Source organism: Streptomyces sp. NPDC006385 (assembly GCF_040612485.1).
Taxonomy (GTDB): Bacteria; Actinomycetota; Actinomycetes; order Streptomycetales; family Streptomycetaceae; genus Streptomyces.
In genome coordinates this window covers 105794-128767 of the sequence record NZ_JBEXQG010000012.1, presented here as the reverse complement: position 1 = coordinate 128767, position 22974 = coordinate 105794, and the positions used below count along the sequence as shown (strand labels likewise).

The 22974-nt window shown below is 70.6% G+C and carries 19 protein-coding genes; 2 read left to right on the top strand and 17 right to left on the bottom strand.

The annotated features are described in order from the left end of the window. Positions 1 to 298: 298 nt before the first annotated feature. The 3 genes from ABZ078_RS12635 to ABZ078_RS12625 form a co-directional block, all read right to left on the bottom strand. Positions 299 to 1717 (bottom strand): Tat pathway signal sequence domain protein, encoded by a 1419-nt coding sequence (locus ABZ078_RS12635; protein ID WP_356574432.1) that lies wholly within the window; start codon positions 1715 to 1717, stop codon positions 299 to 301. Positions 1718 to 1924: 207 nt separating this feature from the next. Then, entirely contained in the window at positions 1925 to 2446 is a 522-nt protein-coding gene (locus tag ABZ078_RS12630) for a hypothetical protein (protein WP_356574430.1), read from the bottom strand. 192 nt (positions 2447 to 2638) lie between these two features. After that, complete coding sequence (locus ABZ078_RS12625) at positions 2639 to 3094, bottom strand: hypothetical protein (protein WP_356574428.1); 456 nt, start codon at positions 3092 to 3094, stop codon at positions 2639 to 2641. Between the two features lie 440 nt (positions 3095 to 3534). On the opposite strand from ABZ078_RS12625, the gene ABZ078_RS12620 reads away from it, so the two are divergent. Further along, positions 3535 to 5010, top strand: coding sequence for a translation initiation factor 2 (locus ABZ078_RS12620; protein WP_356574426.1), 1476 nt, complete (start codon positions 3535 to 3537; stop codon positions 5008 to 5010). Here ABZ078_RS12620 and ABZ078_RS12615 read toward each other — a convergent pair. The 4 genes from ABZ078_RS12615 to ABZ078_RS12600 form a co-directional block, all read right to left on the bottom strand. Then, positions 5007 to 7025, bottom strand: a complete 2019-nt coding sequence (locus tag ABZ078_RS12615) for a hypothetical protein (RefSeq protein ID WP_356574424.1) — start codon at positions 7023 to 7025, stop codon at positions 5007 to 5009. The genes ABZ078_RS12620 and ABZ078_RS12615 overlap by 4 nt on opposite strands. Before the next feature lie 57 nt (positions 7026 to 7082). Then, positions 7083 to 7331, bottom strand: a complete 249-nt coding sequence (locus ABZ078_RS12610) for a hypothetical protein (RefSeq protein ID WP_356574422.1) — start codon at positions 7329 to 7331, stop codon at positions 7083 to 7085. Between the two features lie 86 nt (positions 7332 to 7417). Further along, positions 7418 to 8395 carry a ketoacyl-ACP synthase III gene (locus ABZ078_RS12605; protein ID WP_356574420.1) on the bottom strand — a complete coding sequence of 326 codons (978 nt, stop codon included), beginning with the start codon at positions 8393 to 8395 and terminating at the stop codon, positions 7418 to 7420. A gap of 44 nt (positions 8396 to 8439) precedes the next feature. Beyond that, positions 8440 to 10605: an MMPL family transporter gene (locus ABZ078_RS12600; RefSeq protein ID WP_356574418.1), complete on the bottom strand. Its 2166-nt coding sequence runs from the start codon at positions 10603 to 10605 to the stop codon at positions 8440 to 8442. A 340-nt stretch (positions 10606 to 10945) separates the two neighbouring features. On the opposite strand from ABZ078_RS12600, the gene ABZ078_RS12595 reads away from it, so the two are divergent. Continuing rightward, positions 10946 to 12193: a hypothetical protein gene (locus ABZ078_RS12595; RefSeq protein ID WP_356574416.1), complete on the top strand. Its 1248-nt coding sequence runs from the start codon at positions 10946 to 10948 to the stop codon at positions 12191 to 12193. 71 nt (positions 12194 to 12264) lie between these two features. Here the strand turns inward: ABZ078_RS12595 and ABZ078_RS12590 are convergent, their stop codons facing one another. The 10 genes from ABZ078_RS12590 to ABZ078_RS12545 all read right to left on the bottom strand — a co-directional run bounded on the left by ABZ078_RS12590 (position 12265) and on the right by ABZ078_RS12545 (position 22882). Beyond that, positions 12265 to 13461, bottom strand: a complete 1197-nt coding sequence (locus tag ABZ078_RS12590) for a hydroxymethylglutaryl-CoA synthase (protein ID WP_356574414.1) — start codon at positions 13459 to 13461, stop codon at positions 12265 to 12267. 3 nt (positions 13462 to 13464) lie between these two features. Next, complete coding sequence (locus ABZ078_RS12585) at positions 13465 to 14544, bottom strand: hydroxymethylglutaryl-CoA reductase (protein ID WP_356574412.1); 1080 nt, start codon at positions 14542 to 14544, stop codon at positions 13465 to 13467. A gap of 20 nt (positions 14545 to 14564) precedes the next feature. After that, complete coding sequence (fni, locus tag ABZ078_RS12580) at positions 14565 to 15653, bottom strand: type 2 isopentenyl-diphosphate Delta-isomerase (protein WP_356574410.1); 1089 nt, start codon at positions 15651 to 15653, stop codon at positions 14565 to 14567. Continuing rightward, the gene (locus ABZ078_RS12575; RefSeq protein ID WP_356574408.1) at positions 15643 to 16872 is read right to left on the bottom strand and encodes a phosphomevalonate kinase; all 1230 of its coding nucleotides are present in this window, start codon (positions 16870 to 16872) and stop codon (positions 15643 to 15645) included. The genes fni and ABZ078_RS12575 overlap by 11 nt, the downstream gene beginning before the upstream one ends. A 2-nt stretch (positions 16873 to 16874) precedes the next feature. Next, on the bottom strand, positions 16875 to 17948 hold the full coding sequence (mvaD, locus tag ABZ078_RS12570) for a diphosphomevalonate decarboxylase (RefSeq protein ID WP_356574407.1): 1074 nt from the start codon (positions 17946 to 17948) through the stop codon (positions 16875 to 16877). After that, positions 17938 to 18945, bottom strand: coding sequence for a mevalonate kinase (mvk, locus tag ABZ078_RS12565; RefSeq protein WP_356574405.1), 1008 nt, complete (start codon positions 18943 to 18945; stop codon positions 17938 to 17940). Before mvk ends, mvaD begins: the two co-directional genes overlap by 11 nt. Positions 18946 to 19081: 136 nt before the next feature. Continuing rightward, entirely contained in the window at positions 19082 to 20170 is a 1089-nt protein-coding gene (locus ABZ078_RS12560) for a polyprenyl synthetase family protein (protein ID WP_356574403.1), read from the bottom strand. 4 nt (positions 20171 to 20174) lie between these two features. Further along, on the bottom strand, positions 20175 to 21176 hold the full coding sequence (locus tag ABZ078_RS12555; protein ID WP_356574401.1) for a UbiA family prenyltransferase: 1002 nt from the start codon (positions 21174 to 21176) through the stop codon (positions 20175 to 20177). A 98-nt stretch (positions 21177 to 21274) separates the two neighbouring features. Continuing rightward, a complete protein-coding gene (locus tag ABZ078_RS12550) occupies positions 21275 to 22501 on the bottom strand; it encodes an FAD-dependent monooxygenase (protein ID WP_356574399.1) in 1227 nt (408 codons plus the stop codon). Between the two features lie 51 nt (positions 22502 to 22552). Then, positions 22553 to 22882, bottom strand: coding sequence for an antibiotic biosynthesis monooxygenase (locus ABZ078_RS12545; RefSeq protein WP_356574397.1), 330 nt, complete (start codon positions 22880 to 22882; stop codon positions 22553 to 22555). Positions 22883 to 22974: the final 92 nt, after the last annotated feature.

Genomic DNA, 22974 nt, shown 5'->3' with positions numbered 1-22974 from the left:
GATGCTAGCCGTTCACGGCGAGGACGTCTCAAGTACGCCGTCTGTAAGGCGAGTCGACGACGCAGAGCGGGAGGAGAGGAGAGGAGAGGAGAGGGTCGCGCAGGGCGTTTCTCGGCGATATCGCCGACATCGCCTTCTCAGATGTTCTCCGACTCCAGCTCGAACGTGAAATAGATGCTCAGTGTGACCGTCCGCCCGGCGCCCACTCGGCGCCGGGCGGCACCTGCGCACCATCCTCATCGCCGCCCACCGCACCGTGACCGAGGCGCGGTGGGCGCAGCGGGCTGACACCCCGCACTCATGCCTGCAACGGGTTGAAACGCGCCCCAGCCATCAAGTACCAGGCCGTCGCCCCCACATGCCGGTACGGGTAGTACCCGAACCCGAACCCGGTGTCGAGCGGGCTGCTCGCCGCCACCACCCCGGACCGCTCGGGAAGCGCCCGCCCACCCACGCTCTGGCCGCCGCCGAGCAGGTCCTGCGCCCGCTCGACGGAGTCGATCAGCCGCCTGGCACGCGCCTCGTCACCCCGCCGGTTCCGCTCCCGCAGGGCGAGCGCGAGATGAGCGGTCCCCTCGAACCACACGCCGTTGCGGTCGGGCTTGGGCTGGCCCTCGGCGATCGGGGCGTCCTCGTTCGCGAGGAGACTGACGGAGCTGAAGGTGACACCGTCGTACGACTGCCCCGCCGGCACCGTGCTGTTGCGCCGACCGGCGTGGTCGAGGACGGCCAGCTCGCGCGCGGCCCAGTCGAGCGAACGGGCGTGCGCGCGGGAGCCGAGGGCGAGGTACGTCCAGGTCTGGGTGTCCTCGGGGATCGGCGACGTGTTGACGCTCACCCCGTCATTGGTCCCGGTGTAGAAGAAGCCCCCGTCCGCGTCCCACATCTTCTCCAGGAACGCCCGGGCGCGAGCCCGCCGCTCCAGCCACACCCGGTCCCCGGTGAGCCGGGCGAGGCGTCCGAAGAGGCAGACGAGGTCGGTGTTGTGCTCGGTGGAGGTGAAGGGCAGCTTCTCACCGGCCCCGTTCACCCCGAACTTGTATCCGCCGAGAGGCTCGTCGGTACGGCCGTTCCGCTCGATCCACTCCCCGATCAGCACCGCACCGGCGAGGAACCGCCGCTCCCCCGTCCGCCGGGCGAGCGCGCTGAGCGCGATCCCGGCCCAGGCCATGTCCCCGACGGCCGTCCCCGTGAACCCGAACTGCGTCCCGACATTGGCGGTGCCGTCCGCCCGGACGAACCCGTCCGGCTGCCGCGAACCGTCGTAGAAGGTGTACGGCCCGACGTTGTAGGCCTGCCGCAGCCGGCCGTCGTCGTGGTCCGGGTCATGCTGCTGGGCGTACAGCAGCGCGTCCCCCAGCGAGACGGCCCTGGCCCGTCCGTCGTCGGTGCCGGTGGCGAGGAGGGCGAGGATCGCGAGGCCGTTGTCGTAGGTGAAGGCGGTACTGAACAGGCCGGCCTGGTCGGCGTAGCTCTGGGCGAGGCGGATGGTGCCGTGGTCGGGGTAGGCGTCCATGGCGGCGGCGAGGAAGGCGTGGCCGCGGCGCCGGGCGGAGGGCACGCCGGAGTACGCGGTACGCGTCCCGGCCTGGGCCGTGCCCGTGCCGGCCGCGGTGAGCAGCGCGGCACCGAGGCCGGCACCGAGGCCGGCACCGATGAGTGTGCGACGGCTGGGCGCCGGCCCTTGTCCACCGATCCTGCGGATCATGCCGTTCATGGGTCTCCCTCGCCGGGTCTTGAGAGCGCTCTCACGCGATGCGCGCTCATTCTGCTGGTGCGGTGGGAGCCGGTCAACGCCCTTGCGGCGGCGAGGCATTGAGGTGACGGCGACCGGGGACCTGTGTGCCGTCCGGCGCAAGCGGAAGCCGAGCGAGCCAGACAAGACAAGGGGGCCGACGAGCTGGACTCCGTCGCGTGTCCTTGCTCAGCTGTCGACGACAGTGAGGTGGTACGTCGTGTCCACCCAGAAACCACCGGTGGTGCGCGCCTTGATCTCGATCACGTAGTGACCGACGGGCAACGGATCGAACGCACACCAGAGCCCCCAGGCGATGCGCCGCCGCAGCGCCGCACGGAAGGGCTTCGACGTGAACTCCTCCATCGGCAGGGGAGCTCCGTTCAGGAACGCCTTGGCCTCGGCGACCTCCATCACCATGGGCTCGCGAGATGTCAGCGTCTGCGGCCGCTGTGTGTTGAACACCGGGAAGAAGACCGGCCGCCCCGAAGGCATCGAACAGCGCCGCACCACGCGACCACCGTAGGTACCGGCCAGGAACCAGACGTCGTCGGGCTGGTTCCACCCCGCGAACTCCCCCGTCCGGTCCCTGACAGGGCTACGGTCGTCGGGCGCGGACAGCGCCCACTGCCACCAGCGGGCAGCCAGCTCACCACCACGTTCGGGCCCCAGCTCGGTGAAACCGCCTCCGACCGACACCGACTCGCTCACGACTCCCCCACCCCTTCATTCGCTCAGACATGCGATCACATCGGCGCGACCCTATCCGGCAGGATCGATGCAGCAGAGGCAGTGCGGTGGCTCGGTGGGTGTCGCGGTACCGGACCGGCATGGACGTCACGCAGGCCCTCGGAGCCGATCTTGCGGAGCGCCGGTACGCCGGCGGCCCCGAAGCTGTTCGTGTCACCGGGACCGGCAGCACTCCTGGGCCACCGAGACGAAGGCCAGCTTCGCCTGTTTCAGTTCGTGCGGCCTCTCATGGCGTCGCAGACAGTCGACGAGGTGCTGTGCCGCCGCGGCGGCCTCGGCCGGGCCTTCCAGAAGCACCCCGCCCAAGGCGCGTTGCAGCAGGACGTCGTCCTCGGCCTGCCCCCGCCCGCCGCGTTCGGCGAGAATCCTGGCCTCTGCGGCTCCGAGGAACTCGGCGTAGGTCTGACGGCGCAGGGCGAACTCGCGGTGGCCGGACTCAGCGCGCAGCGTCATCCGAACCGATTCGAGCAGCGCGTCCGCCTGGCGGTCGCCCGCGTGGCGTGCCGCGGCGGCCTGCCGGATGCCGGCGCTGCGGGCGTACCAGCCGGTCACCACGCTGCCCGCGATCGCCGATCCCGCGGCGATCAGTGCGATTCCCCAGTCACTCATGCCGCCATCCTCGCGATCAGGCACGGCATGCCACACCACCCTTGCCCGATGTGCGGTATGGATCACTCTCAGCGCCTTTCGAACAGCGCGCGATAGGATCGCATCATGTCGCCCGCCGACGCCAACGAACCTGCCCCGACCTGCGAAAACAGCAGTTTCCGCCCGCCGGTTACCGGTAGGATGGACACTTACGGGCGACGGGCGACGGGCGACGGGCGACGGGCGACGGGCGACGGGCGACGGGCGACGGGCGACGGGCGACGGGCGACGGGCGAGCGGTTCTGTTCGCGGCTCGATCGGCGGTAGCCCTGTATCGCCTGCTCGACGTCCTCCCCATCTTCTCCGGTGACGACCGGATCACCCGTCTGTTCACCCTCGTCCCCGGCTCGGACTTCGGAGCCGACGCGATCTCCGCGATCGACGCCGTCGGAGGCCGTACGGTGCCGTGGAGCGAAGCGTGCGACCGCACCCACGACCTGGTCGTCGCCGCGAGCCCCAAGGGCGACCTGAGGCTGCTGCGCGGCCCCCACGTCCTCCTGCCGCACGGCGCGGGCTTCAACAAGGCACTCCCCGGTGAAGGCTCGGCCGACTCGGCGTCCGGGCTGGACCCGGCCTATCTGCACCGAACCGACCAGGACGCTCCGATAGCGCTGCACGCCTTGGCCCACCCCGACCAGGTCGCCCGGCTCGCCGCCACGAATCCGCAGGCGGCCCGGTGCGCGAAGGTGATCGGCGATCTCACTCTGGAACGCGTCCTCGCCTCGGTGCCCCTGCGCGACCGCTACCGGGCGGCTCTGGGCACCGGGGCCCGCAGGCTGCTGGTCCTGGTCTCCACGTGGGGACCCGACTCCCTCATCCGACAGCGCCCGGGTCTGCCCGCCAGGCTCGCGGCCCAACTGCCCCACGACGAATACCAGTTGGCGCTCGTGGTCCACCCCAACGAGCGCAGCCTGCTCGGAAGGTACGAGCTGGCCGAACGCCTGGCGCCGGCCCTGGACGCGGGGATGGTCCTCCCCGATCCCCACGAGGAATGGGCCTCCGTCCTGATCGCCGCCGATGCCTTGGTCACCGACCACGGATCAGCGGCCCTGTACTACTGCGCCGTCCAGGACCGCCCCGTCGTGAGCGTCCACCCAGGCGGCGGCGAGCTGATCCCCGGCAGCCCCATGGACGTACTCCTGGGCCGAATACCGCGGCTGGAACACGGCCAGGACGTCACCGACGCCCTGCGGGCGTACCGGCCGGGCCCCGGGCACGCCGCCGCTCAGGCCGCGTTCGCGACCCCCGGTGACGCCGTGGACCGCCTGCGAACCGAGGTCTACGCCCTGCTCGGTCTCGCGCCGCCCACTCACGGCCTCACCCCCCGGCTGCTGCCCGCGCCCGCACCTGCCACGCGTGTGCCCGCGGCGTTCGACGTCCATGTCGAGACCACCGAGGCCGGTGTCCGGATCGCCCGGCACCCGGCCGGCACCGGACCGCCCGGCCACCATCTGGCTGTGGAGCACGGCGCCGCGGACGAGCGACTCACCCGCTCCGCGGGCCTGTTGTACCGTCGTCCGCTGCCGCCGTCCCAAGCCCCCGTGGACCTCGCCTGGACCTCCGACGGGTGGACTCGGCACGCGCTGTCCGCTTACCCGGGCTGCCGTTCGGCCGCGGCGCTGCTGCCGTCCGGCGGGTGTTTGATCAGAATCAGCGGCCATGAGCACCCGTACGCCGTCCAGATCGAACCTCTCTCCCAGGCAGGCCGGGTAGCGCGCATCGACCCGGCCATCGCACTGTCGGCCGCGTACGCCCGGCTCCTCTCCCCTCAGCCCGCACCGGACAGCCGCACTGTGCTGAACTGCCTCATCGGAGACCGGACCTTCCGCATCACTCTCCGCCCGGCCACGGAGGCCGAAGCAGCGCGGGTGATCTAGACCAGGCCGTTGCGCCGCCGGAGGGTACGGGCCGCCGTACGGTGTTCCTCGGCTTCCACCAAGTGCCCTTCGGCCGTGTCCAGTTCGGCGAGAGCCTCATGGACGCGTGCCCGGTCGAAGCCCGAGCGGCGCCTGTCGGCACGCTCCAGCGACTGCTCGTACAGCTCCCTGGCCTCGACCGTACGACCGAGCTGGTGCAGGACGCCGGCGAGGGCGAACGCCGAGCGTCCGATCAGCCTCTCGCGCCGCTGTGCCACGAAGCCGGTGTGCGCCTCGGACAGCAGACGATGCGCTGTCTCGAGATCACCCAGCTTCGCACTCGCCTCTCCCATCCGATAGGTCTGGAGCAGGACGCCGTAGCGGTTGGGGATCGCCTGATGCATGTCGCGGGATCTGGCGAAATCGGCCAGGGCCGCGCTCCACTCACCCTGTGCGCCCTTGAGCATGCCTCGGTGCTCCAAGGACGACGCGGCGAGCTTGCGGTCGCGTGCGGAGTCTCCCAGCAGTTCACAAGCCGACGTCGCGCTGTCGAGCTGGGTCCCGGCCTCGCCGAACTCTCCCGACTCCCAGAGCGGCCTGGCCAGCTGGCAGCGCGTGCGCACCAACCATCCGGCGTTCCCCCCGTGCCGGACCGCCGAGTCGACGGCGAGCCGGAAGACCTCGATGACCTCGGACTGGTGGGGGTGGTCCAGGGCATGCGTCCACACCGGCTCGGACAGGGCCACGACCTCGGTGTCCATCTCACGGCCGTGGGCCAGTCGCGCGCACGCGAACAGCACGTGGCGTTCCTCGTCCAGCCAGCGGGCCGCGCGTTCGGCACGCTGAGCGCGGGCTTCGTCGCTCGCGGCCGCTTCCGGATCCTCCAGCGGACCATCCGGCACGCCAGGCACGGGTTCGAGAAGATCCACGACGGTCAGCCGACGGCCGGCGGCGAACCGGTCGGCCAGCTGAGCCTGCCGGACGAGCCAGCGCACCACCCTCACCTGCGCCTCGGCCACCTCCCCGTCCGTCCCCTCCCGGCGGGACCGACGCAGGGCGTGTGCGCGCAGCGGTCCCGGCAGCCTCATCTGGCCGGCCTCCGTCAGCGACAGCAGGCGCAGGTCGAGTAATCCGGCCCGGTCCAGCTCCTCCAGGGCGTCCTGGCAGGACTCCGGCCCCAGTCCTGACAGAGCGGTGGCGGAGTGGAGCGTGAACGTCTCGCCGGGGTGGTGCGGCAGCAGCCGGTAGAGCAGGGCCGCCGGGCGGGACAGGTCGGCGTAGGCCGTGTCCCAGATGTGCTCCACACCGGACACCCCCTTCTCGTCCAACTCGGCCTGCAGATCCGCGAGAAGACGGGAGAGCGGACGCAGCCGGTGGGTACGCACCCACCGGGCTGCCACATGCAGCGCCGCGGGAAGGCCGTCGCACAACCGGATCACCGCCCGCGCCGCCTCCGGGTCCGCGGCCAGCCGGTGGTCGCTGACGATCAGCTCCAGCAGTTCCGTCGCGGCCCGTTCCTGCAGGGGCGGCAGGGCCAGATCCACCGCGGCACCGGCCTCGAGTTCGCGGAGGGGACCGTGGCTCGTGACGATCACGACGCTGTCGCCCGACGCCGGAAGCAGGGGAACGACCTCGGAGGCGTAGCGCGCGTTGTCCAGCAGGAGAACCAGTTTCGCCTCGGAGGTCCTGTTCCAGTACTGCCTGCACCGGGCCGCGTACGAGGCGAGCACCTGGTCCGGGTCCACATCGAGCGAACTCAGCAACTGGGTGAGCACATCGCCGGGATCCAGCACGTCGCCGTCCCGGAAGTCGTCGAGGTCGACGGACAGCACACCATCGGTCATGGGGTAGCGGTCGAGCAGAGAACGGGCGATCAGGCCGGCCAGCTCCGTCTTTCCCAGGCCGCCCGGTCCGCTCAGCGCGAGAACCAGCGGACGGGAACGGCTGCGCCATTCCGCCACAGCGCGCAAGGCACGCTCCAGCTCCTCGTCACGGTTGACGAAGTACACCGGCTCCGGCGGAAGTTCAACCCTCACAACAGCCCCTTCGACGACCCGCAGCGCACTGCGCACACTGCCCGACGATCACGCACTCTAGAGACTTTCACCGTCGGGCGTCCGGTGCAGCCGAAGACACTCCCCGGCGACCGGAGGCGGTACGACTCCAAGTCGCCCGGCCTGTGCGTACTCGAAGGGGACGCACGGGATCCTCGCCTCGGCGAGGGAACGCCGCCGTGTGCGGAAGTCCAGGTGCGTCACATACGGCACGGCTTCGTAGGCGTCCAGGGTCAGCCGTTGGGCCTCGATCCGCTGCCGCTGTGTGTCGACGTCGATCCCGCCCAAGCGCTGTTCCTCGTCGCGGAGTCGGGCCGTGAGGAATCGGAGGCACGGGTCGGGGCATGCGGCTGTATTTCTGCGGGGTCCACCGGTCACCACTCGACCAGCGCCAGCCCCGCAGCCATGCCGCCGCCGAAGCCGGCCAGAAGGACCAGGTCACCAGGGCGGAAGGCGTCGGCACGGGCTGCGCTGTCGAGGGTGATCGGGAGGGACGCTGCGCCGGTGTTGCCATAGCGGGTGAGCGTCCGGTGGGTGACGGCGTGTGGCAGGCCGAGATGCGGGAGCAACTCGTCCAGCAGGACGCCGTTGGCCTGGTGCGGGACGACATGGCTGATGTCACCCTGTGTGACGGCGGCATCGTGGAGGAACTGCTTGACCAACCCGGGCAGTCGGTCAGCCACGAACTCACGCACCCCCCGTCCGTCCATCGCGAAGTGATGCAGTCCCGCGCCGAACGTCTGTGTGTCGGCGGGCAGTCGACTGCCGCCCGCGGGCACTCGGATCAGTTCCGCGTACTCGCCGAACGTGTGCAGCGAGCAGTGCCGTATCCCGCTGCCGCGCGGTGACCGTCCGAGCACCATCGCCCCGGCGCCGTCACCGAACAGGACGACCGTCCGGCGGTCGGCCGGGGCAAGGATCCGCGAGTAGACGTCCGCGCCGATGACCAGCCCGTATCCGCCGGACCGCGCGAGCATGGCCTCGGCCGTGGCAAGGGCGAACACCGAACCGGAGCACACGGCGTTGACGTCGAACGCCGCCGCGTCGCACGCGCCGAGCGCGTGCTGGACGTGGACGGCGGTGGGCGGCTGCGGCCGGTCCGGTGTGGACGTCGCCACCACGATCACGGACAGCCGGTCGGCGTTGACGCCGGCCGAGTCCAGGGCCGCGCGGGCCGCCGCGGTGGCCAGGTCCGAGGTCGCCTGGTCCGGGGCGGCCCACCGCCGTTCGAGGATCGCCGTCTTACGGGTGATCCAGGCGTCGTCGACACCCGCCGCCCAGCCCACCTCGTCGTTGGAGACGACGCGCTCCGGAAGGTACGCGCCGGTGCCGAGGATCGCCACGGCGGTCATGGAGGCTCCTTCCGGGGGCTGGGCGGTGACCGTGCGAGTCGAGGTCAGGGGCGTGCCTGGACGGCCCCCGGCTCCGCCGTCTTCCCGGTGGCCGGCGGCGGCGCCTCGTCCTCCGTGAGGCCGATGCGGGCGTGCAGGCGCCTCAAGAGGGCCGGGGCCCACCAGTTGAAGCGGCCCATGAGACGCATCATGGCCGGGGCGAGCAGGCACCGTACGATCACGGCGTCCACCAGGACGGTCAGCGCCAGTCCCAGGCCGAAAAGCTGCATGAAGGACACCTTGGACACGCCCATGCCGGTCAGCACGATGGCCATGAGGACGGCGGCGGCGGTGAAGACACGGCCGGTGCGGGCGACGCCCATCGCCACGGCGTGTGTGTTGTCCTCCGTGGTGGTGCGGCCCGAGGCAAGCCACTCCTCGCGGATGCGGGAGAGCAGGAACACCTCGTAGTCCATGGAGAGACCGAAGGCGAGGCAGAACATCAGGACGGGAACGTTGGCGACGAGGTAGCCGGTCGCCGTGAAGCCCAGGACGCCGGAGAGATGGCCCTCCTGGAACACCCACACCATCGCGCCGAACGCGGCGGCGAGCGACAGCGTGTTCATCACCAGCGCCTTCACAGGCAGCACCAGGCTGCCCGTGAAGAGGAACAGCAGCACGAACATGGTGAGCGCGATCAACCCGGCCGCGTACGGCAGCGGCTCGGCCAGGGCATCGATGACATCCTGGTTCTCCGCGGCCGCGCCCGCGAACAGGGTCTCGCCCGGTGCGTCCACAGCGCGCAGCCGATCCAGCAACTGCTTGCCCTCCTCGGCATACGGGTCGACGCCGGTACCGACGCTCAGGACCGCGCCCGCCTTGTCGGTCAGCCCGGCGTTCGCCGGGCCGACCTGTGTGCCGTCGGCGAAGACACCGGTCCCGCCGGCCACCTCCTGAACACCGTCGATGCGGGACAACTCGGTGGCGTATGCGGTGAGTTCGCCGTCGCCGCCGTCGTAGTCGGGCAGCACGATCGTCGTCGAGGCGGCGGCGTCCTCCGCGAAGTCCTTGCGCAGGAGGTCGCCGACCTGGCGGCTCTCGGAGGCACTGGCGGTGATGACCCGGTCGTCGGGGTATCCCCACTTCGAGTTGAGGAAGGGGGCGCCGAGGAGAAGCAGTACGGCGGTGGTGAGCACCGCAATCGGCACGGCACGCCGGGTGACGGCGACCACCATGCGGTACCAGCGGCTGTCCTGCGGCTCGATCTGGCGGGGCGGCTTCAGCCGGAACCAGCGGCGCAGCGGGACACGGATGTCGTACTTGTCGACCCGGTCGCCCAGCAGGATGAGGGCCGCCGGCAGGACGAGTACGGCGGTCAGGACGCCGACCAGGACGACGGCGACCCCCACGTAGGCGAAGGACTTGAGGAAGAACACCGGGAAGACGAACAGGGCCGCAAGCGCGAGCGCGACGGTCACTCCGGAGAACACGACGGTGCGGCCGGCGGTCTGCACGGTGCGCAGCACGGCGTCCCTCGCGTCGAGGCCGGCGCGAAGCTCCTCGCGGTACCGGCTGACCATCAGCAGGCTGTAGTCGATGCCGAGGGCGAGACCGAGCACGGTCGTCATGTTCAGCGCGTAGATGTTGACATCGGCGAACATGGTGACCAGCCGCAGGACCGCGAGCGTCGTCACGATGGAGATGGCACCGATCAGCAGGGGCAGTCCGGCCGCGATGAGACTACCGAAGACGATCATCAGCACGATGAGCGTGATCGGGAAGGCGACGGCCTCGCCGATCGTGGCGTCCTTGGCGACCACCGAGTTCATCTCCGCCGTCAGCGGGCCGTAGCCGCCGACCCGGACCTGTACGCCGTCCGGCCGGGGCGCCTTCGCCAGCAACTCGTCGGAAACCTTGGGGAGTTCGGTCTCGCTGGCGTCGATGTGGGCGGTGATGAGCCCGGTGTCGCCGTCCTTGCTGCGCAGTGCGGCTCCGGCCTTTTCGCCGAGGCTCCAGTACGACTGGATGCCGTCGATGTCGTCGCGCTTGCCGAGCCACTCCGCGACGGCGCCGGCCGCGTCAGTCGCCCGCGTGCTGTCCACACCCTCGCCGGACGTCACCGCGATGATCAGATTCGGCTGTACGCCGTTGAAGTGCTCATTGACGATGGTGGTGGCACGCGCCGACTCGGAGTCCGGCGAGGTGTATCCGCCAGCTTTCAGATGGTTCATGACAGATGCGCCGAAAATCCCGCACACTATCACCACCAATAGCGCGCCGATGAGCACCGGCTTGGGTCGGTTGATTGCAAGTCGAACTACTCGGGTCAGCATTCCTGCACCCCTGCCACGGGCCACCTCTGGTCTGTTGCCAGTGTTTTCGCGTCGAGCGTAGGCAGCCGCCGGGCTGATCTCTACGGCTGGGTTGCCGCACACAAAATGCGCGTGCGAATTCAGCCAGAACCACGAAATCGTGGGCTGCGGGGTCCGGGTTGTCGATCTGGGCCGTCCCGCATTCGACGAATGGAGCGAGCGGCCTCACGGGGAGGCCGACGACCATGGGGGAACTGCGATGGAAACGGCCGGTGCCGGGGTGCGGCTCGATACATGGATCGACACCAGGAGGACGCTCGAACCCGAACGCACGGTGGCCAGGACGCTCGCCGAGCGCAAGGCGCTGACCAATGCCGTGGCCACCCGTTACGCGCAGGCGGGCAAGCAGGAGAAGTCGGAGATCCTCGACCGGGTCTGCGCCGTGACCGGCTGGCACCGCAGCCACGCCCGCAAGGCGCTGCTCAGGGCGGCGCGGCCACAGCCGACCAGGACGCCGCGCAGTGGCCACACCAAGTACGACGCCGGGGTCGTCGCCGCGCTGACGTTCTGCTGGACGGTGCTGGACCGGCCCGCCGGCAAGCGGCTGGCGCCGGTGCTGCCCGAACTGGTGCCGGTGCTGCGCCGCCACGGCGAGCTGGACATCAGCGAGGAGACCGCCGAGTTGCTGATGGGCATGTCGGCGGCGACGATCGACCGCCGGCTGGCGGCGCAACGGCGGACCACCGCCGCACCCCGGCACATCAGGGCCGGTTCGCTGCTGCGGGGCGAACTGCCCGTGCTCAGCTGGGCGGAGTGGGACCACACCAAGCCGGGGTTCATGGAGATCACGGTGGTCCGGCACGACGGAGGCGGACCGAACCACGACTGTCTGCTCACGGTGACGGCCACCGACATCGCGACCGGCTGGACGGAGAACCGCACGGTGCGCACCGTGAACTGGGTGCCTTTCGCGCTGGACGAGATCGCCCGGCTGCTGCCCTTCCCCATTCTCGGACTCGACTCGGGCAACTCCGGCTCGGAAGCCGAGGAGATCCTGCTGCGCTGGTGCCGGCAGCGCCGGGTGACCTTCACTCACGCCCGGCCCACGAGTGGTGGCAACTACCATGTCGGCCAGAAGAACTGGAGCCTGCTGCACACCATCACCGACGGCCGCCGCTACGACACCACCACCGAGCTCGTCCAGCTCAACCGGATCTGGGCTGCCCTGTCCAGGCTCACCAACTACTTCTACCCGCAACAGCACTCGGTGCCCGCCGGCCCGCGCCGCAAGGAGTACGACACGGCCACGCCCTACCGCCGCACCGTGCGCCACCCTCGGGTCACCGCCCATGACAAGGCGATCCTCGCCGACACCTACGTATGTCTCAATCCGGCCGATCTGCACCGCCGGATCACCGCCATGACCGACCGGTTGCACCTGTTGGCGTCGAGCGCGGCCCCGTCACCGCACCACGCCCGTCACCGGACGCAGGGCGCCACGGCCTGACATACGAGTCCGCCCTTACGACCGGGAGTGCCGTAAGGGCGGAGTCTTCCGTGCAAGTGCCGATGCCGGCCCTAGCAGGGCGCGTACAGGCGCTTGTGGCCGCTGATGCCTGCCAGCCGGTACGGTCCCTCCGTCTGAGCCGGGAGCATGTGGTCGCCGCCGTCGGTGGGGAGGGAGTTGTCGCGCAGTTCGCGGTAGGCGGGGTAGTCGACGGTCTGTCGGCGGTCCACGGCCTCGCGGTGCGCGGCGGTGCGCAGATGCGCGCGGTAGCCGGGTACGACCGTCCCTGCGAAGAACTCCGCGACGCTGCCGGAGCCGTAGCTGAGGAACCCGATCGGCCGACCGGTCAGGTCTTCGTCGGTCTGGTCGAGCAGCGCAGCGAGGCCGAGGTACACGGAAGCGGTGTAGCTGTTGCCGACGACGGCGTTGTACGCCGTCGTCGGCCCCAGCACCCGCTCCACCACCGCTTCGTCGGTGTCCTCGCCGCAGCAGTGCAGCAGGTGCCGGTGCGCCTTGTGGGCCATCTTCGTGAACGGCTGGTGATAGCAGATGGCGTGGAACTCACCGAGCGCCCGGCCACCCTGCTCACCGTAGTCCTTCCACGCCCCCTCGACCGCCTGGAGGTAGGCGGAGATGGACTCCTGTCCGTCGACCAGTGCGGTTTCCCGGTAATTGGGCCGCCAGAAGTCCATGACATCGGCGGTGAACAGCCCCGACGGCTCCTCGATACGAAGGAGGGCCGGGTCCGCCGAGACCAGCATGGCGACCGCGGCGGCCCCCTGGGTGGCCTCGCCGGGGCTGTCCGCGTCGTACTTCGACACGTCACTGGCGATGACGAGGACCCGCTGGCCGGGGTCGCGGTGGACGAGGCCGACGGCGAACTGGAGTGCTGCCGTTCCGGCATAGCAGGCCTGCTTGAGTTCCACGACCCTGGTGGACGACGGCAGTGCCAGCAACGAGTGGAGGTAAACGCCTGCCGCCTTCGCCTGGTCGATGGAGGACTCGGTGGCGAACACGACCGTGCGGATACCGTCGGTGCCGTGCCGGGCGATGACGGGCGCTGCGGCCGCCGCGGCCATGGTCACGATGTCCTCGTCGACGGCGGGCACGCTCATCGCCCGCTGGCCGATGCCGATGTGGTACTTGCCTATGTCGGTGCCGTTGTGGCGGGCCAGTTCCGTGTGCGGCAGGACGAACTGTGTCGTCGCGAACGACAGGTCGTCAATGCCGATGGGCCCGGCGGCCGCGTCGATGCCGTCGTGGGTCATGTCCTACACCCCGATTCGGGTTGTCTCGTTGTTGCGTTCCAGGTGCACGTGCGCGCGCATGAGTTCGCCCGGGTTCGTCTGGGCCGCGAGGAGCGAGAGTTCGCCGCACAGGACCGTCGCGGCCGCGATGACGGCGAGCCGGCGCGCGTTCTCGCCGGCGGCGCGCCCGGCCCGGCAGCCGAGGCGGGTGAGGTTGGTTTCCACGAAACCGAGCCCCTTGCCGTTGCCCACCGTGCCGACGATCAGATTCGGCAGGGTGCAGGAGAAGTACAGGTCGCCGTCCCGGTCCTCGGCGACGGTCACGCCCTGTGAACCCTCGACGATATTGGCCGCGTCCTGGCCGGTGGCCAGGTAGAACGCCAGCAGCATGTTGGCGTAATGGGCGTTCGCTGAGCGGATGCCGCCGGCGAGCAAGGTGCCGATGAGGTTTTTGCGTACGTTCAGCTGGGCTATTTTCGCGGCTGTCGTGTGCAGTTTCTCGGTGACCACGGAGCGTGGCACCAGGAGTTCCGTGACGACGTTCTTGCCGCGTCCCAGAATTCCGTTGATCGCGGTCGCTTTCTTGTCCGTGCAGTAGTTCCCGGATATGGACCCGTACGCGATGTCCGGAATGGTCCGCAGCATGTGCGTCAGCAGTGCGTCGGACGCCAGCGTGACCATGTTGTGCCCGGACGCGTCGCCGGTGCTGAACTCGAAGCGGACGAACAGCAGGTCGGCGGTGATCTCGGTGCGGACGGCGAGCAGTTCGGCGTATCGGCTGCAACCGCGCACGACCTCGCGCAGTTCGTCGATCCGCGCGTCGAGGAGGCGGGCGGCGGCGTACGCGCTCTGCGCGTCCTTCGCCTCGACGAGCACCGAGCGCGTCATCCGCTCGTCGACCAGGGTGGCCACGATGCCCCGCTCGGTCAGCCGGGAGATCCTCGCGCCACGTCGCACCGAGGGCCACAGCGGCGACTCGTAGGTGGCCAGCGGGACTTCGGTCTCGGTGGTCGCGATGTTGCCGGAGATCCGCAGGGGGCCGACCCACTGCATGGGGACCCCTGCGACAGTGTGCGGATCGTTCGTCGTGTGTGTGTCGCTCATCGCGTGTTTCCCGTCGTCCATCACAAGCTCGCGGTCGTCCGGTGGGTGGTGCGGGGGGAGCCGGACCGGGTGGCGGTCCGGCGGGTATCGATACCGCGGTCGGCGCAGAAGTCCCGCAGGCCGCCGTGGACCAGCACGTCGCAGCGGGCCAGTTCGGCCGGTGTGCGCGCGCCGAGGGCGGTCATCAGTGCCGTCACCTGGTCGAGCCAGGTGGTGATCCGGGCGACCAGCGCGGGCACGCCGCCGTCCAGCAGGGTCCGCAGGAACTCTCCCGAACCGCCGACGGCGACGGCGCCGAGGGCCAGCGAGCGTGCCACGTCGAGCGGATGGCGGACGCCGCCGGAGGCGAGTAGCGGGATGCCTGAGTCCTGCGCGTCCAGCAGACAGGCCGGGGTGCTCTGCCCCCAGTCGTCGAGGTAGGCGTAGTCGGCGACAGCGCGCCTGCCGTTCTCGATGCGGGCGAAGTTGGTGCCGCCGCGGCCGCCCACGTCGGCCACCGCCACACCCAGCTTCTGGAGGGTGGCCACAGTCTCGCGGCTCAGCCCGAACCCGACCTCCTTCACGATCACCGGGACGTCCACGCCGGCCGCGATGTCCTCGATCCGCGGACCCCACGACGCGAACGACCGGTCGCCCTCCGGCATCACCGTCTCCTGGACGGTGTTGAGGTGGATCTGCAGCGCGTCAGCACGGAGCAGCCCGACGGCCCGCCGTGCCTGCTCGACGGTGGCATTGGCATTGACGTTGGCCATGATGAACCCGTCCGGGTTCTCCCGGCGCATCACGTCGAACGTGTCTGCCGAGGACGGGTCCTTGAAGTAGGCGCTCATGGAGCCCGTCGCGATCGGTACGCCGGTCTCGCGGGCGGCGATCGCCAGGTCCCGGTTGATGACGCCGGTCCTGGCGCTGCCACCGGTCATCGCGTTGATGTACAGCGGTACCGGCCATTCGATGCCCGCGAACCGGGTTCGCAGGGACACGTCGGCGCGGTCGATGCCGGCCAGCGCGTGGTGCACGAAGGACACCTCGTCGAACTGACTGGGTCCGCTGTGCCCACGCTGCTGCTCGACGGCGAGCCGTACATGGTCGTCCTTGCGTTCAGCGATCACTGCGCACGTCCTTCGGTCGGCGGTCGGCGATGGTGAGGGGCAGCGGCGTGATTCCGGCGGTCTGCCAGCGGGCCCGCAGCCGGTCGAGTGCGGCCGGTTCGCCGTCGGGCAGCAGGGCGATGCCGCAGTCGCCGCCGCCGGCCCCCGAGGGCTTGGCCGCGCCGCCGGCGGCCTCGGCGGTGTCGCACAGCGTGTGCAGGGCCGGGGTGAACACACCGAGGCCGGTCTCCTCGTCCAGCCGGGCCAGGATCTGCCGGGCGGCGCCGATCTGCCGCAACAGCCCGTCGCGGTCGCTGTGTTCGAGCGCCCGGGCGGCGGCTTCCACGCATGCGGTGCTACGGGCCAGGAAGTCCCGGTGCGCCGGGCCGCCCCGCCAGTCCCGGCGTGCGCCCAGATCGGCCACGAGAGTCGCGGTGGAGGCCGGTCGCCCGGTCCAGCCGACCAGCAGTGCGAGCCCCCGTGGCGGCGGCAGCGGCCGCGCCTCGAAGCCCGGCCAGGAGACGCGCAACGCCTCTTCGACGCCCCGCTGCCGGGCCATGTCCCGTACGGCGGCCCGGTCGGGTGCCCGGTAGAGGATCCAGCCGCCCCAGCTGCTGGCGGCGAGGTCACCACCGGAGGGGCCGGCGTCGACCCGGGCTCCGGCCAGCAACGCCAGCCGAAACCGCTCCTCGGACGACAGCTCCGTCCCGTGGTACGCCGCCATGGCATCGACGGTCGCCACGGACACCGCGCCGCTGGAACCCAGTCCGAACTTCGTGCCGTTGTCGTGCAGCCGGCTGCGGATCGAGACATGCAGCGGCACCCCCGGTGCCGGCAGCCCACGCCCGATCCGGAGCCGGTCCACCACCTCGACGGCCGACACCACATGTGCCAGGTGCTCCCGGACCCGCCGCTCGTCGTCGGAGCCGATCCCGGCCAGCCGTCCCCGCCGCCACCGCAGCCGTACTTCCCGGGAGAGCAGATCGGAGGCGACCACGACCTCGGCGGCACAGGAGGCGGATGGCACGGCCGGTGCGGCGCGGGCCGCAGGCGACACGTCTGCGGTGGCGCCAGGGACCGCCGGGGCGGCATCGCCGTCACCGGGGGCGGCCGTCACCGTGACGGAGACCTGGCGATCGACCGCCGCCAGGACGGCCGGGGTGCCGGGCTCCACCACGGCGTACTCGCCTGCGACGAACAGCTTGCCCGGGGCGTGTCGGGTGACCGTGTGGTGGGGCATGGTCACCGGTCCCCGGTCTGCAGACGGGCGCCGGGGCCGCAGTGGGCGACGGCCACCGGGCAGGACGCGGCGGCGCGGACGGCCGCTGACACCTGGTCCGCGTCCGAACTGCGGCACAGGACCTTGACGTTGGGGCCCGCGTCGATCGTGGCGTAGGCGGGCACGCCGTCCCGCCGCAACCGCAGGACCGTGTCGAGCACGGTGACGGAGGTCGGTGACAGGTATCGCACGGCCGGGCGTGCGGCCAGCATCGTGGCGTGCATACCGAGGGCGTTCCGCTCAGCGACCTCACCGACCGCGGCCAGGTCCCCGTGCCGCAGTGCCTCCCGCATCTCGACGAGGTCGGCCCGGCTCGACGCGGCCCACGCCCGGTAGAGCGGGGAGGTCTCGACGGTCCGCCGCATGGCCTCCCGGCTGGACACGGCCTTGGGACCGGTGTCGAGGAGGGCGATCACGAGGGCGGGGGCGAGGTCACCGACGGGCACGGGCTCGGCATGGGAGGCCAGGTCCATGACCGTCTCCGCATCCCGGTCCGTGTCCGTTCCCGCGTCCGTTCCCGCCCGCCACACCGCGAACCCGCCGAAGATCGACCGCGAGGCCGAGCCCGAGCCCCGCCGGGCCAGGCGGGACAGGCCGGTGGCGTCCAGTCGGAGGCCGTACGCGGCGGCCGAGGCGACGGCCAGTGCGGCGAACCCGCTCGCCGAAGAGGCCAGACCCGCCCCGGTGGGCACGGTGTTGGAGGTGCACACGACGGCCCGTTCGGCTCGTCCGGCCCGCTCCCGGACCAGGTCGAGGAAGGCGGTGATCCGCCGGCCGGCCTCCCCCTCGGCGAGGACGCCGTTGAGTGTCACCTCGTCCGTTGTCGCCCCCGGGCTCAGCCGTACGGAGGTGGTCGTGGGGAAGACGTCCAGAGTCATCGACAGGCTGTCGGTGTACGGCAGTACGAGCCGCTCGTCGCGCTTGCCCCAGTACTTGACCAGGGCGATGTTCGGGTGGGCGACCGCGGTGGCGCCGCCGTCCCGGGACCGTCCGTCCAACAGCTGTGCATCGGGGAGCTTTCCTGCGTCAACGGGCATGGCCGGAGGACCTCTCCATCGGCACGATCCAGGTCCGGGCGGCCCCGGCTTCACACAGCCGCCGCTCGACCCGCCGGGCCTGCTCCGGCCCTTGGGCCAGGGCGATCACGCAACCGCCCAGCCCACCACCGCTGATCTTGGCGCCGAGCGCGCCCGCCGCGAGGGCCGCGTCGACGAGGGCGTCGATACGGTCCATGCTGATTCCCACCTCGCCGAGCAGTTCATGACAGGCGGTCAGCCGACTGCCGAAGGCGGCGGCCCGGCCGTCGGCGAGGTCGCGCACGGCGGCGCGGGTCAGCTCGGCTGCCCGAGCCACGAAGTCGGCCCGTGCCCGTGGGTCGCGTTCGAACCCGCGGCGCAGCAGCTCGACGGCGTCCTTGGTCCGGCCGGCGACACCACTGTCCGCGACGACGATCCGGCCGTCGAACCCGATCCGCGGTTCGCGGGCGACACCGCCGGAGAGCAGCACGGGATACGGCGAGCCGGTGGCGAGGGTGTCGATGCCGCTCGCCCTGCCGTGCGCCACGTTCTCGGCGATCTGTACGAGGTCGAACACGGTCCCGGTGTCGAGTGTGACGCCGAAGAGGTCGGCCAGGGCGAGGGCCACGGCCCGTGCGCAGGCCGCGCTGGAGCCGAGCCCCCGGCCGGTCGGGATCGCACAGTCGATGAGGACGTCCACATGAGGGGCGCGGTCGACGCCTGCCACCCGCTTGAACTCGGCCACCAGCCCCCGCAGTCCGTCGGACGCCTCCATGCTCACCGGCGCGGACGCCCCCGTGAGGGTGAAGGTGACGTCACCCTCGGCCGCGGGCGTGTGCGGGGACTGCGCGGCGTTCGCCGTGACCATCAGCTCCGCGACCGGAAGAGCGAGCGCCGGGGCCCCGTAGACGACAGCGTGCTCGCCCAGCAGAATCACTTTCCCGTGGGCGCATCCGATACCGAGTTCACGGATCTTCGAGTTTCCTGGCGCTCCCTGTGCCGAGGTCGGCAGAGTCAACGCGCTCAACTCCCCTTGTCATTTACCTTGTCCGATTGCTTTGACCATCGGATCACTAGAACGAGAATTACCTACGGAATTACTCCGGACAACAGCTCGATGGAATCGCCGAAAATGCACGCGCCTTTCGGTGGGATCAGCGGATCCGTTGCGTCGCACTGACCGCCATCGCCGCGAGTCGCTCCCTCGCGTGCTCGTCGGCCCCGCTTGTCCGCAGTGCAGCAAGGGCCCGTTCCGTACGCCGGGCGATGTCCTGCTCGACGAGGTCGACCGCACCCGTGTCGACGAGCACACGGCGGATGGTGACGAGTTCGGCCTCGTCGATGTCGGTGCCGATCTTCGCCCTGAGGAATCCGGCTCCGGCCGGGTCGCACTCGTCCGCGCGACGCAGTGCCGTGGCGAGCAGTACCGTCCGCTTGCCCTCGCGGAGGTCGTCGCCGGAGGGTTTGCCCGTGACGACCGGGTCGCCGAAGACGCCCAGCAGGTCGTCGCGGAGCTGGAAGGCGATGCCGATGTCCGCGCCGAACGCGCGGTAGGCGGCGATCAGTCGCTCGTCCGCGCCGGCGATCGCGGCGCCGAGGTGCAACGGACGTTCCACGGTGTACGAGGCCGTCTTGTACTGGTCGACCCGCAGCGCCGACGCGATGTCCTCGGCGCCGCTCGCCTCGGCGGTGAGGTCGAGCAGTTGACCGCACAGCACCTCTGTGCGCATCGCGGACCACACCGGACCGAGCCGCGCCTGCGCCCGCTCCGGCAGTCCGGAGGTACGGATCAGGTCGTCGGCCCAGGCCTGGGCCAGGTCGCCGACGAGGATCGCGGTGCCGGTGCCGTAGTCGACCGGGTCGCCCGACCAGCCGTGTTCACGGTGCTGTTCGGCGAACGTCACATGTGCGGCGGGGAAGCCGCGGCGGGTCGAGGAGGCATCGATGATGTCGTCGTGGATCAGGGCGGAGGCGTGCAGCAGCTCCAGTGCCGCGCAGGCGCGGGCGACCGCCGGGGCGGTCGGTCCCGCGGGATCGCCGCCTGCACCGAGCCAGCCCAGCCAGGCGAACGTCGGCCGTACCCGCTTGCCGCCCCGCAGCACATAGCTCTCCAGCTCCTCGACCGCGCGGACCACGCCGGCCCCGATCGCGTCGGCCTCGCCGCGGCGGGCGGTGAAGAACTCCCGCAGTGCGGTGGTGAAGAGTTCCGTGGCCGCGACCGTCTCGGGATGTCCCACGGCCATGGTGTCAGCGTCCCCCGAGGACGAAGAGTGCCAGCGCCACGTTGGTGAAGCCCAGCGCGACCCCGTGGTACGGCAGGGACAGCGCGTGCTTGCGCACCGTGGCGAGCGCGGTGTCGAAGGAGTCGCGGGTACCGCTGGTGACCATCCAGATGAAGCGCTGGCTCACCAGCCAGACCACCGCGTACAGCGCCAGCCCCCAGGTGAACCCGAAGCCGAGCAGGACCGCGCCCAGGACCAGCAGTGCGCCGAGGGCCAGCATCAGGGACTGCACCTGCATCGCCCTGCGAATTCCGAGCGCGATGACATAGGTACGGATGCCGAACTGCTGGTCCTCCAGGTAGTCCTCGGCGTGGTTGGTGACGAATGTGCCTGTCAGCGTCAGCGACAGACCGACGACGACCACGACACTGGCCCACTCCAGCGGGTGCTCGTAGGCCCGCAGGGCGAACATCCCGGGGATGAACACACAACCGAACTGCAGGGTCGGAAGCTGCCAGAGACCGGCGCTCTTGAGGTGCAGCGGCGGCAGCGAGTACTGCACGCCCATCAGCCAGCCGGCCAACGCGATCGGCACCAGGTCCCAGTGCCCGGTGCGCACGGCGAGGAAGACCGACGCGCCGAAGTACAGGGCGGACGTGACGGCGAAGTGGGCGACCACCTTGCGCACCCCGAGGCCGTAGACGGCTTTCGGCTGGCGGGACTTGTACGTGGCGTCCAGCTCACGGTCGGCCAACGCGTTCAGCATGTCGGCCATCTGCATGTGGGTGACGCAGAACAGGAACGCCACGATCGCGTTCACGGAGGCGAGTTCGCTCCAGGAGCGCGCGCCCAGCACCGTCGGTACGAGGCCGATGACCATGTGGATGGGCAGGAACTCGATACGGCGGATGACCAGGGCGTACTTGAGGCGTGTGCCGAGCGGGGCACGTTCGGTCGGCACGCCGCGCGAGTCGGAGAATACCTGGGCGATGGTCATGCCGGATGTGGTGGCGCTCGTGCTGGGCACGGGAGCGGACCCTTCTCTCGTGGGAACTTCGGGAAAACGGTGGGCGGAACAGGCGCCTGTGCGCGGGCCGCGCGACGCCGACCGCGGCGGTCGTTCGGCTACGACCGTTCGACGGCAGCCCGGTAGTCGCGGGTGATGGTTCGCAGTTCGCCGGAGACGTCACCGTCCAGGCGGTCGGCAAGGGCGCGTTCGGAGCGGTCCATCTTCCGGTTGGCGTGCACGATCGTGGTGGTGGCCGGCCGACGGACCGCCTCGTACCGGCGCAGCGCGGCGGCGGTCTCGTCGCCTCCGGAGAGCCCCGACGGACCCGAGGCTGCGGCCAGTTCGGTGGCCAGGACGACCGAGTCGAGGATCGCCTGGCTCGCACCGTTCGCGCCGATCGGGTACATCGGGTGCGCCGCGTCACCGAGGAGGGTGACCAGGTGCTCGCCCCAGGAGGCGAGCGGATCGCGGTCCACCATCGGGTAGTGCAGGATCCGGGGGCTCGCTGCGAGCGCTGCGCGGATGTCGAGCCAGTCGAACTCCCAGTCCGCGAAGTGCGGGAGCAGATCGGCCGTCCGGCCCGGTCCGACGTCGAAGGAGCCGGCGTCGTCGCCCGGCACAGCGGCCAGGCACACCCAGTTGAGCAGGACCGTGCCGCGTTCGGCGTGCCGTCGGGAGCAGGGGTAGGCGACGATCCGGTTGGCCCGGTCGTCGGCCGCGATGATCATCGTCCGCCCGTCGAGGAACTCGGGCAGTTCGGTCAGTCCCCGCCACATTCGTACGGCCGTCGTCCGCAACGGCGGCTCGTCGGGGTGCAGTCGGGCTCGTACCGCCGAGTGCAGCCCGTCCGCGCCGATCAGCGCGTCGGCCACGACGGCCGTCGCCCCGCCCGTCGGCGTGTGTATGTGTACGGCCACCCGTTCGCCGTCCTGGTCGAACCCGCGCACCTCGGCCCCGGTGCGGATCGCGTCCGCGCCGAGCCGTTCGCGTACGGCGTCGAGGAGCAGGGTCTGCAGCTCGCCGCGGTGGATGGAGTACTGCGGAGCCGGGTGGCCCGCCGCCGCGCCCCGTGGTTCGCTCCACAGGGTGGCACCCTTGTGGTTGAGGTATCGGTGTTCGCGGGTGGCGATGCCGGTGGCGGCGAGCGCGTCGCCGAGGCCGAGGCCGATGAGTTCGGCGACCGCGACGGGCTGGATGTTGATGCCGACGCCGAGCGGCCGGATCTCGGGTGCGCTCTCCAGGACCGTGGCGGCCAATCCGCGGGCGTGCAGTGCCAGCGCGGCCGTGAGGCCCCCTATGCCTGCGCCGGTGATCACGATGCCGGATCGGGCCGGATTGGTCATGGCGGCTGTCACCCTTCTGCGGAGCGGAGTGTGGAAGAGACCGGAGGCGCGCTAGGAAGCGGTGGTCGCTGAGACCACCGAGTACAGGGCGGGGGCGGGTTTGCCGAGCTCGGCCGTGCGGCGCGCGTACTCCTGGGCGGCGGGATCGGCGAGGGTGGCCTGGATGTCCTGCGGACTGCGCCACTGGGCGTAGTTCACGACCCGGCCGCCGTCCTTGCTGACGAGGATGTGCGCCGAGACGAAACCGGGGCGGTGCCGGAAGACCTTGTCGAGTCCTTCGTTCAGCAGTGCGACGAGTTCCTGCTGTTTCGCCGGGTCCACTTCGAAGACATTGATCAAGGTGACGAGATTACCGTCCGGTCGAATTGTCATCTCACTCATGGAGTCGAAGCTATCGACGTCCAAATCGCCCTGACAATACGTGCGTTGACTCACAGGGAATGCGCGCCGAATGCATGCCGAATGTATTTGAA

Coding starts and splice junctions, on each gene's coding strand:
- ABZ078_RS12635 (WP_356574432.1), bottom strand. CDS start 1,717: ATGAACGGCATGATCCGCAGGATCGGTGGACAAGGGCCGGCGCCCAGC.
- ABZ078_RS12625 (WP_356574428.1), bottom strand. CDS start 3,094: ATGAGTGACTGGGGAATCGCACTGATCGCCGCGGGATCGGCGATCGCG.
- ABZ078_RS12605 (WP_356574420.1), bottom strand. CDS start 8,395: ATGACCGCCGTGGCGATCCTCGGCACCGGCGCGTACCTTCCGGAGCGC.
- ABZ078_RS12600 (WP_356574418.1), bottom strand. CDS start 10,605: ATGAACCATCTGAAAGCTGGCGGATACACCTCGCCGGACTCCGAGTCG.
- ABZ078_RS12595 (WP_356574416.1), top strand. CDS start 10,946: ATGGAAACGGCCGGTGCCGGGGTGCGGCTCGATACATGGATCGACACC.
- ABZ078_RS12590 (WP_356574414.1), bottom strand. CDS start 13,461: ATGACCCACGACGGCATCGACGCGGCCGCCGGGCCCATCGGCATTGAC.
- ABZ078_RS12585 (WP_356574412.1), bottom strand. CDS start 14,544: ATGAGCGACACACACACGACGAACGATCCGCACACTGTCGCAGGGGTC.
- ABZ078_RS12575 (WP_356574408.1), bottom strand. CDS start 16,872: ATGCCCCACCACACGGTCACCCGACACGCCCCGGGCAAGCTGTTCGTC.
- mvaD (WP_356574407.1), bottom strand. CDS start 17,948: ATGCCCGTTGACGCAGGAAAGCTCCCCGATGCACAGCTGTTGGACGGA.
- ABZ078_RS12560 (WP_356574403.1), bottom strand. CDS start 20,170: ATGGCCGTGGGACATCCCGAGACGGTCGCGGCCACGGAACTCTTCACC.
- ABZ078_RS12550 (WP_356574399.1), bottom strand. CDS start 22,501: ATGACCAATCCGGCCCGATCCGGCATCGTGATCACCGGCGCAGGCATA.
- ABZ078_RS12545 (WP_356574397.1), bottom strand. CDS start 22,882: ATGAGTGAGATGACAATTCGACCGGACGGTAATCTCGTCACCTTGATC.